The 8148-nt window shown below is 34.7% G+C and carries 7 protein-coding genes and 3 pseudogenes; 5 read left to right on the top strand and 5 right to left on the bottom strand.

Annotated elements, in window-relative coordinates:
* Positions 1-341 (top strand): annotated as a pseudogene (locus OZD68_RS01420) (IS5 family transposase); the annotation flags it as partial.
* 237 nt (positions 342-578) lie between these two features.
* Here OZD68_RS01420 and OZD68_RS01415 read toward each other — a convergent pair.
* The 4 genes from OZD68_RS01415 to yihA all read right to left on the bottom strand — a co-directional run bounded on the left by OZD68_RS01415 (position 579) and on the right by yihA (position 3764).
* Positions 579-1034, bottom strand: a complete 456-nt coding sequence (locus OZD68_RS01415) for a hypothetical protein (protein WP_259365954.1) — start codon at positions 1032-1034, stop codon at positions 579-581.
* 344 nt (positions 1035-1378) lie between these two features.
* Complete coding sequence (gene dut / locus OZD68_RS01410) at positions 1379-1840, bottom strand: dUTP diphosphatase (protein ID WP_006279458.1); 462 nt, start codon at positions 1838-1840, stop codon at positions 1379-1381.
* A gap of 414 nt (positions 1841-2254) precedes the next feature.
* On the bottom strand, positions 2255-3166 hold the full coding sequence (argB, locus tag OZD68_RS01405; protein WP_182309211.1) for an acetylglutamate kinase: 912 nt from the start codon (positions 3164-3166) through the stop codon (positions 2255-2257).
* A gap of 4 nt (positions 3167-3170) precedes the next feature.
* Positions 3171-3764, bottom strand: a complete 594-nt coding sequence (gene yihA, locus OZD68_RS01400; RefSeq protein ID WP_182309207.1) for a ribosome biogenesis GTP-binding protein YihA/YsxC — start codon at positions 3762-3764, stop codon at positions 3171-3173.
* A gap of 98 nt (positions 3765-3862) precedes the next feature.
* Here yihA and prfA point away from each other — a divergent pair, with 98 nt between their 5' ends.
* Positions 3863-4942: a peptide chain release factor 1 gene (prfA, locus tag OZD68_RS01395; protein WP_182309208.1), complete on the top strand. Its 1080-nt coding sequence runs from the start codon at positions 3863-3865 to the stop codon at positions 4940-4942.
* A 27-nt stretch (positions 4943-4969) separates the two neighbouring features.
* On the opposite strand, the gene OZD68_RS01390 is transcribed toward prfA, so the two are convergent.
* Positions 4970-6133 carry a multidrug effflux MFS transporter gene (locus OZD68_RS01390; RefSeq protein ID WP_182309209.1) on the bottom strand — a complete coding sequence of 388 codons (1164 nt, stop codon included), beginning with the start codon at positions 6131-6133 and terminating at the stop codon, positions 4970-4972.
* Positions 6134-6149: 16 nt separating this feature from the next.
* Between OZD68_RS01390 and OZD68_RS06720 the strand changes: the two are divergent.
* From OZD68_RS06720 to OZD68_RS06715, 3 genes and pseudogenes are all read left to right on the top strand, one after another.
* Positions 6150-6292 (top strand): annotated as a pseudogene (locus OZD68_RS06720) (N-acetyltransferase); the annotation flags it as partial.
* 304 nt (positions 6293-6596) lie between these two features.
* Positions 6597-7526: an AEC family transporter gene (locus tag OZD68_RS01385; RefSeq protein WP_182309210.1), complete on the top strand. Its 930-nt coding sequence runs from the start codon at positions 6597-6599 to the stop codon at positions 7524-7526.
* Between the two features lie 209 nt (positions 7527-7735).
* A pseudogene (locus OZD68_RS06715) lies at positions 7736-8148 on the top strand (transposase); the annotation flags it as partial.

Raw genomic sequence — 8148 nt, 5'->3', positions numbered from 1 at the left:
GAGCATGTGATAGGCACAAGTTTTATAAGTTGTGTAACGAATATGATATAAAGACAAAAATTCCACCAATAAACAATGCGGCAGAACATCCAGAAATAGATTATATGTCTGACAGGAATGCTGCTATTAGGTTCATAAAATTATACGGTGAAGATGGCATGAAAGAATGGAAAAAAGAAGTAAATTATGGGAAAAGATCTTATATTGAAGGGTTTTTCTCAAGATTAAAGCAAATATTCGGATTTAGTTTTAGGAATAAATCTGAGATAAATCGAGAAAAAGAACTAAATGCTATTTGCTTAATAAATTCACTGATATTGGTATGGCTAAATTTGAGATAGTTACATGAATTTACCATAAATCACCATCTCATAAAGTGTGATGCAACAAAGCCATCCCAGTGTCAGCTACTTGGATGACAAGAAAGGGAACACTGGAATTTTTGTTTCAGCATTAGCCATGCATCTAAACAGATACGTTGCCTTGAGAATCGCAACATCCATGCAGTTATGCGCGTAACACTGAAAATCAAAAAAACAAAGAGGCAGACTTAATCTACCTCTTTTATACTTAGCTGTCTAGTCTGGTACTTTTCCTTTAGCAGCTTGCTCAACAATAGATGAGCCTAAATAAGTGTTAACCTCTTTAGCACCATCTTTGTCTAAACCTAATGTTTTATTCCACTTTGTTTCATTTACTGACTCGAACTTACCTTTATCGTTTTTCTCTTTTAGTGAACCTATCTTGAAGAGTAAAGTATTGCCTAGTATACTGGTAAGCTGATTAATATCAACAATAATACGGTAGTTCTTGCCTTCTAAGCTGAAGTCTATATAATATTTATCCTTTTCTACCTTACCTTCTTCATCTTTAACTTGGTTATTCCTTGCAATTTCCCTAAATGCGTCTTTTGTTACTAGCAACCCATCCTTAATAACCTTCAGAGCTTTCAACTCAGATATTTCGTTATTTTTGCTGATAGCATATATTGCTAAATAAGTCAGCGCAGCAGCAACAAATGCTAAAACGCCCATTCCAAGTGGTGTAGCTGCAAAAGCTGCTAGCTTGCAAGTTGAAGGCCTCCAAAGCGGTGTTGAAAGTATTGCTAATCCACCTATAACGTATATAGCAGTAAATGCAACAAATACAGTGTTTGCTTTGTGGAGCTAGCCACAATGATTTTTGAAAGTTATAGCACTTCTCGCAATAGTCCGAATAGGATAAGATATGTGCTTATAGCTATGGTAGAGCAGTAGCATATTATGATCTGTTCGGATTATTGTAAAAAGAGCTATAGCATAAACGACTTCATTTAATAAAATATTAATATGCTTAAATTGTGTATAAAAGAACTGTCATAGTTAAGCTTTTCCGTAAGCTACCTGCCGCTTGAGCCAAAGCCCCCTGCATTGCGACCGGTTTCTTCTGCGCAGAATTCTTCTCTGTCATCCCAAATTACCTGAGATACAGGAGAAATAAGGATTTGTGCGATTCTATCTCCTCTTTTTATTTCGTATGGCTGATTACTTAGATTAATTAGACAAATTTTAACTTCACCTCGATAATCAGAGTCTATAGTACCCGGAGAATTTAAGACAGTGATTCCATGTTTTGCAGCAAGACCAGAACGTGGGCGGATTTGCCCCTCAAAACCGTTTGGTATTGCAATCACAATTCCAGTTGGAACAAGTAATCTTTCAAGTGGATTTAAAACAGCAGAATCATTCAATGCAGCATAAAGATCCATGCCAGCACTCTGCGTAGTTGCATAACATGGAAGAGACAAGTCTTCTCCGTGTGATAATCTTTTTATTTCTACTTTAATTTTACTTCTTTGCACTCCAATTTACCATCTATGAAGACTCAATTATAGCATGTAAATTGTATCTGCAAAAGTGATAAATGTAAATGATGTCATTCCACCGCGTGACGCTAGGCCATAAAATTCCTTGACAAGTTCAGTGCTCCTTTTTTTGTCATCCAAGTGCCTCTATGATGTCATTCCAGTCTGGAATCTAGTCCTTATTATGCAGCCACTTGGTTGAAATTAAGTCTTCTGGATCCCAGTGTCTGGGCACTGGGATGACATCATAAGGGCGCTGGGATGACACCCCGACAACCGTCATCCCGCTACTTGTTAGCGGGATCTAGAGATACCGCGAATGAATCGCGGTATGACGTAGATTGCTGTCATTCCAGTGTCAGCTACTTGAATTACACCCTCTTGGTATTCGTGTAGTTACAAGCAGTATAGCTATAAATCACTCACAATCGATATGCTTGAATTACTCTCAGTAAATAAATCAAGCATAATGTTAGGTATTCTACCATCAACTATGTGAACAACTCCAGCACATTCCTCCGCCATTTTAACGTATGCCATAAGCCTTTCAATAAATTTTTCCCCTTTAATTTTCCCACAATCAATCGATGCATTTAAATTTTTAACAGATATCTTCCTGCCACCAATTTTATCTATTTCTTCATCTGTGTCACTCAAGATTATCATTTTAGATGCAGAAACTGCGATTGCGATTGCGCTTGCAGTGCTATCGGCATCAATATGATATGTTTCCCCATCTTTTCCATGACCAATTGGTGCAATAACTGGTATAAAATCTGATTCTTCAATAAAAAATAATATATCAGGATTGATTTCAGTGGGTCTACCGATGAACCCCATGTCTAATATCTTTTCGATATTATTTGATCTATCTTCTCTAAGCGTAGCGGTTATTTTTTCGGCTTTAATTAAGTTACCATCTTTTCCACATAATCCAATAGCTGAACCACCAGCAGAATTTATATGCTGAACAATTTTTTTATTAACTGAGCCACACAGTGCCATTTCAATGATTTTCATAGTGTCTCTGTCTGTAAGTCTGATACCATTCACAAATTTACTGTCCATACCCAGCACTTTTAACACCGAGTTAATTTCATATTCTCCGTCATGAATTATTACCGGATTTATACCAAGCTGCTTCAACAAGACAACATTATGCACAAAAGTGTTAAATAGTGTTTCATCTAAGATTATTGTACCACCGCATTTAATGACAAAAGTCTCGCCTACAAAGCTAGGTATATTAGATAGCACTTCAAATAATATTTCTGCTTTTTGTTCAAATGATACCTCACCCTTTAAGAATTCACTACTCTTCATTTTTTTATCTTGTAAACTTGAAAAACTCATCTCTTACCTTGGTTATTTTATGCTTAACAAGGATGCTCATTTGATGAATTGACACATTCTCATTATTAATCCATCTTTGAATATCTTCTATAACAGCACCTAAGCTTTTTTGACTTACTTTATCTATTTTTGTTAGCACAACGTTAAAGTTAATGTTATTATATATTAACCAATAAATGAAGTCTTTGTCTATTTCTTTTAATCCTACCTTGCTATCTATCAACACAAACACTCTTCTTAGATTTCTTCTTTGAATTAGATAATACTCAATTAAGTTTAAATATTGTATAATTTCCTCCTTACCTGCATGAGAATAACCATACCCTGGTAGGTCAACAAGCCTGAACTTATCATTGTACATAGAGTAAAAATTTATTTGTCTAGTGCATCCAGGTTTAGAGGAAACTCTGGCAGCTTTTTTGCTGTTTATCAGTAAGTTAATCAGACTGGATTTTCCTACATTTGATCTACCAGCAAACGCAATCTCTGGAGCCGACTCATTTGGTAATGATTTTATGTCCGAAGCTCCAAATATGAAATTGCAGTTTGATGTTATCTGTTTTGCCATTATATTCAACTAGAAGGTAGTAGGTATATTACAGTGTTATTGCTTGATATAAGAAATTTTTTATTTCAGTATATATTACTTAGCTAGATCTGTGCTATATGGATATGGAAAATAATTTACAAGGCTTAAAGAAAAAATTTAATGATATAGAGAGGAATTTGGAAAATCCTACCAATTTAAGTCAAAAAGAATTCATTACCCTTTCAAAGGAATACTCTGAGCTCAGGCCAATAATCAAGATAATTGATGAATATAACACGCTGAAAGAGGAAATTTCAGACTTAGAAGAAATAATGAAAGATGAAAACAGCGAAGGTGATATAAAAGAGTTAGCAAAAGAAGAATTTTTCGAAAAGCACAAGGTATTATTACCAAAAATAAAAGCAAAATTAAAGTTAGCATTATTGCCCAAAGATGAAGATGACTCAAGAAATGCAATATTAGAAATTAGAGCAGGTACAGGCGGAGAAGAAGCAGCATTATTTGCAGCAATGTTATTTCGTATGTATCAAAAATATGCAGAAAGAAGAAATTGGAAGTTCGAGCCAATAAGCATTTCTAATACAGGTATAGGTGGCTATAAGGAAGCTTCTGCACTCATTAATGGAACAGAAGTTTTTGCAAGGTTGAAATTTGAATCAGGGGTGCACAGAGTACAGAGAGTGCCAGAAACTGAATCCTCAGGAAGGTTGCATACCTCTGCCGCTACTGTTGCGATATTACCTGAAGTAGAAGAAGTTGACTTTAAAATAGAAGAAAAAGACTTACGAATAGATGTTTATAGATCCAGTGGTCCTGGAGGGCAATCAGTGAATACAACTGACAGCGCGGTAAGGGTCACCCACTTGCCAACAGGGATAGTTGTGGTACAGCAAGATGAAAAATCGCAGCATAAAAATAAAGCTAAAGCGCTCAAAGTATTGAGGGCAAGGCTATACGAAATTGAAAGACAAAAAAAAGAAATGGAAAGGTCAACAATGAGGAAAAGTCAGATTGGCTCTGGTGATCGTTCCGAGCGCATAAGAACATATAATTTCCCACAATCAAGAATAACAGACCACAGAATTAATCTAACTTCACATCGGCTAGAGCAGATTATCAAAGAAGGCGAACTAGATGAATTTATTGAGGCATTAATCTCACGTAATGAAGCAGAAAGATTGGCAGGGGAAAGTTAGCAGCCTACAATGGAATATCTTTATTAATTACATAGGATCTTTTAAACGCAATAGATAGACAGTAAAAACAAGTTCTAGTACTATCGCGGATAAAACAAGAACAGCTACACTAATTGTTTGACCATTGTAAATGTAGCTTGTTAAGCCGATAAAAATAGCCATGATAAAAGCTCTAATGAACGAGACTGCAGAAGAAGCTGTGCCTTTAATTTCAGGGAAAACATTTATTGATGCATTAAAAATCACTGGCTGGAAAATTGCACAACCGATAGAAAAAATAATCACAGACAGTGTTACTAAGTAGAAAGAGTGGGGTAGAATTATACTGAATATTACAAGCAATAGAGACCCAATAGCACCCACGCTCGTACCAGAAATTACACACTTTATTGCTCCAAGTTTCTGCAAGATTTTGCCAGCAAATAGACTGATGAGTGAGAAGCACCCAACTATTGCACCTTGATGTAGTGCATAAATAGTGCTAGATAAACCAAAAGTCTTCATATACAGAAAAGGTCCACAAGTGATGAATGACATATAAGCAGCAGAAAAGAGGCTTGACATCAAAGACAACGTAACAAACCTCGGATTAGATAGTAGTTTTCTGTAATCTTTCATCGTTTTTTTCAAACTGAAAATATCGCGGTCCTTTTTTGTTTCTGGTAACGCTAAAAGCAGCAAAACCCAAGAGATCAAACAAAGTATTGCAACAGTTGCATAATTACCACGCCATCCTACAATTTCATTGATGAAACTGCCTAACACTGGCGCAATTGCCATGACAACTGTAAGAACAGAATTCATGATTCCAATAAATTTCACCGCTTCGTCACCTTTATAGCTGTCTGCAACGATTGCAAACACAACTACAGATGTGCTGACACCAATGCCCTGAACAAAGCGAGAGATTAAAAGCCAAAAAATCGACGGTGCAAAAACACAACCAACAGCGCCGATTAATAACAAAGTGTTACCTGTGATCATAATTCTCCTTCTGCCGTAGCATTCAGACAATGGACCGAAAAACAACCCTCCTATGCAAAAGCCTAAAAAATTATAAGCAATAGTTAATTGAATTGTTCCTTCTGATACGTTAAAATAGCGCACCATATCAGGAAAACTAGGTACGGAAATGTCAATTTCAATGAACTTGGCAATTAGAGACAGGATTAATAGAAATGGTAGTAACATTTGAGATTTTCAATTAATGAATAAAAATATCACATTTAAAGCGTTGAAAGAAGAACATTTTTTACTGTTATTAAAATGGTTAGAAACACCTCACGTAAAGAGGTGGTGGATAAATTGGACACCAGAGTTAATTGAGAAAAATATGACAACTATGTTAAAGCTCTTACTCTCTGTCCTAACTTTACTTATTTCCTCTTACTTTTTCAACAGTTCGTCTAAATTACTACAAGCAGTTTAATTTTTAGTCAATATGTCATTATTTAAAAATATGCAAGAAGCTTTATAGAAACTTAACATAATTTTATCATAAAAATGTCATTCTTAAGTCCTATGTAAAAACAAATTTTGGCACTAATTTAATTAACTATGAGCTGGATAAATTGGAAAATAAATTTTGTTTACTTTTACAATACCTTAAGATCTAATATTACTTTATCAGTCAAAAGTATCACAATAGGCTAGTATGTTCTTTACTCTTTTCCTAAAAATATTACCTATTTATATTACGATATTTATTGGTTATTTAGCAGGAAAATGTCTTAAAATTGATAGAAACACTATATCTAAAATACTCTTTTATATAGCTAATCCAATAGTGATTTTATATGGAGTTTCTCATACAGAAGTTAATTTAAAAGTAATTTCTCTGCCGATTTTGATATGGTTTATAGGTAGCACTATGTCCTTATCAGTGTATTATCTTTCTTCTTTTTTATTTAAGGATAACACGAGAAACATATTAGCATTTAGCTCGGGTAGCACAAGTATGGGTTATTTTGGCCTGCCGATTGCCATGGCTTTATTTGATGAAGATTCAGTATCTGTATATGTTGTTTGTTATATAGGAATGGCGCTATTTGAAAACAGCTTAGGATTTTACATAGCTGCAAATGGTATTTATACCGCAAAAGAATGCATATTAAAGTTGTTCAAACTTCCTTCGCTTTATGCGATGGTTCTGGGCTTCTTTTTAAGTATATACGATATACAAATACCTACTTTTTTAACAGATGTTATGATGAACATTAGAAGTACTTTTGTCACATTAGGAATGGTGCTACTTGGAGTGAGCATTGCGAATATTGCAAGCTTTAAAATAGATTGGAAGCTTGCTTTGATCACTATTACAGCAAAGTACGTATTCTGGCCACTGTTTGTTTTAGGAATTGTCCTTTTAGACAAGCATGTTATAGGTATATACGATGAGAGCATATATAAAGCACTGATGTTGCTGGCTATTATTCCAGTTTCTGGGTCCAGTATAATACTTGCTAATATTTTGAATTATCAACCAGATAAAGCTACTCTGTTGCTTCTAATCAGTACTGCAGTGGGACTGTTTTATGTTCCACTAATAATATCATTATTTTTTACTAAACTTGTTCCTTTTTGATCAAAAAATTAAGCGCTTGCACAACCATTATTTGGGTAACAACACAAGACATTGATAAAACTTGAATTTATAGCTAAAGCAACTTCTACAATTTGGTAACCCGTCATCCCGCTACTAGTTAGCGCCGCGGCGGTAAATTGACCTTACCCAGAAAAAGTAGAGAGAAAGTTAAAACGTTTTTGGAGTAAAATAAAACGTTTTTTCAAAATATGACAAATAGAAGAGAATATACAGCAGAATTCAAATTAGAAGCTGTTAAGCTGGTTAAAGAAACAGGTCAAGCAAGTACAAAAATAGCAAAAGATCTAGGTATAGATGGCAGTATGTTAAGTAAGAAAATATGATGGAAAAATGTCTGGAGCATACGCATTTCCAGGCAAAGGCTCCTTATGACAAAGAAAGATTTGATCTAAAAAAAGAACTAACAAGAGAAAGAGACATTTTAAAAAAAGCCCTGGGCAAAGAAAAAGAGTAAAGTATTCTTTTATATAGAAATTGCTATAAAACACAGGAACTATGTAGGGTTTTGTACTGGTGGTATTGGTTGCTAAGGAAAAAAGCAGTAAAGAATTAGCAAAAGAAGGGCTTCTAGCAGATATTCAAAAAATACATCAAGCTTCTA

Source organism: Wolbachia endosymbiont of Drosophila bicornuta, from assembly GCF_028982105.1.
Classification (GTDB): Bacteria; Pseudomonadota; Alphaproteobacteria; order Rickettsiales; family Anaplasmataceae; genus Wolbachia; species Wolbachia pipientis.
This window is presented reverse-complemented; position numbering and strand designations above follow the sequence as displayed.

Bases quoted from the DNA above. Each gene is read 5' to 3' on its own strand.
- OZD68_RS01415 (WP_259365954.1), bottom strand. From the start codon at position 1,034: ATGGGCGTTTTAGCATTTGTTGCTGCTGCGCTGACTTATTTAGCAATA.
- prfA (WP_182309208.1), top strand. From the start codon at position 3,863: ATGGATATGGAAAATAATTTACAAGGCTTAAAGAAAAAATTTAATGAT.
- OZD68_RS01385 (WP_182309210.1), top strand. From the start codon at position 6,597: ATGTTCTTTACTCTTTTCCTAAAAATATTACCTATTTATATTACGATA.
- argB (WP_182309211.1), bottom strand. From the start codon at position 3,166: ATGAAGAGTAGTGAATTCTTAAAGGGTGAGGTATCATTTGAACAAAAA.
- yihA (WP_182309207.1), bottom strand. From the start codon at position 3,764: ATGGCAAAACAGATAACATCAAACTGCAATTTCATATTTGGAGCTTCG.
- OZD68_RS01390 (WP_182309209.1), bottom strand. From the start codon at position 6,133: ATGTTACTACCATTTCTATTAATCCTGTCTCTAATTGCCAAGTTCATT.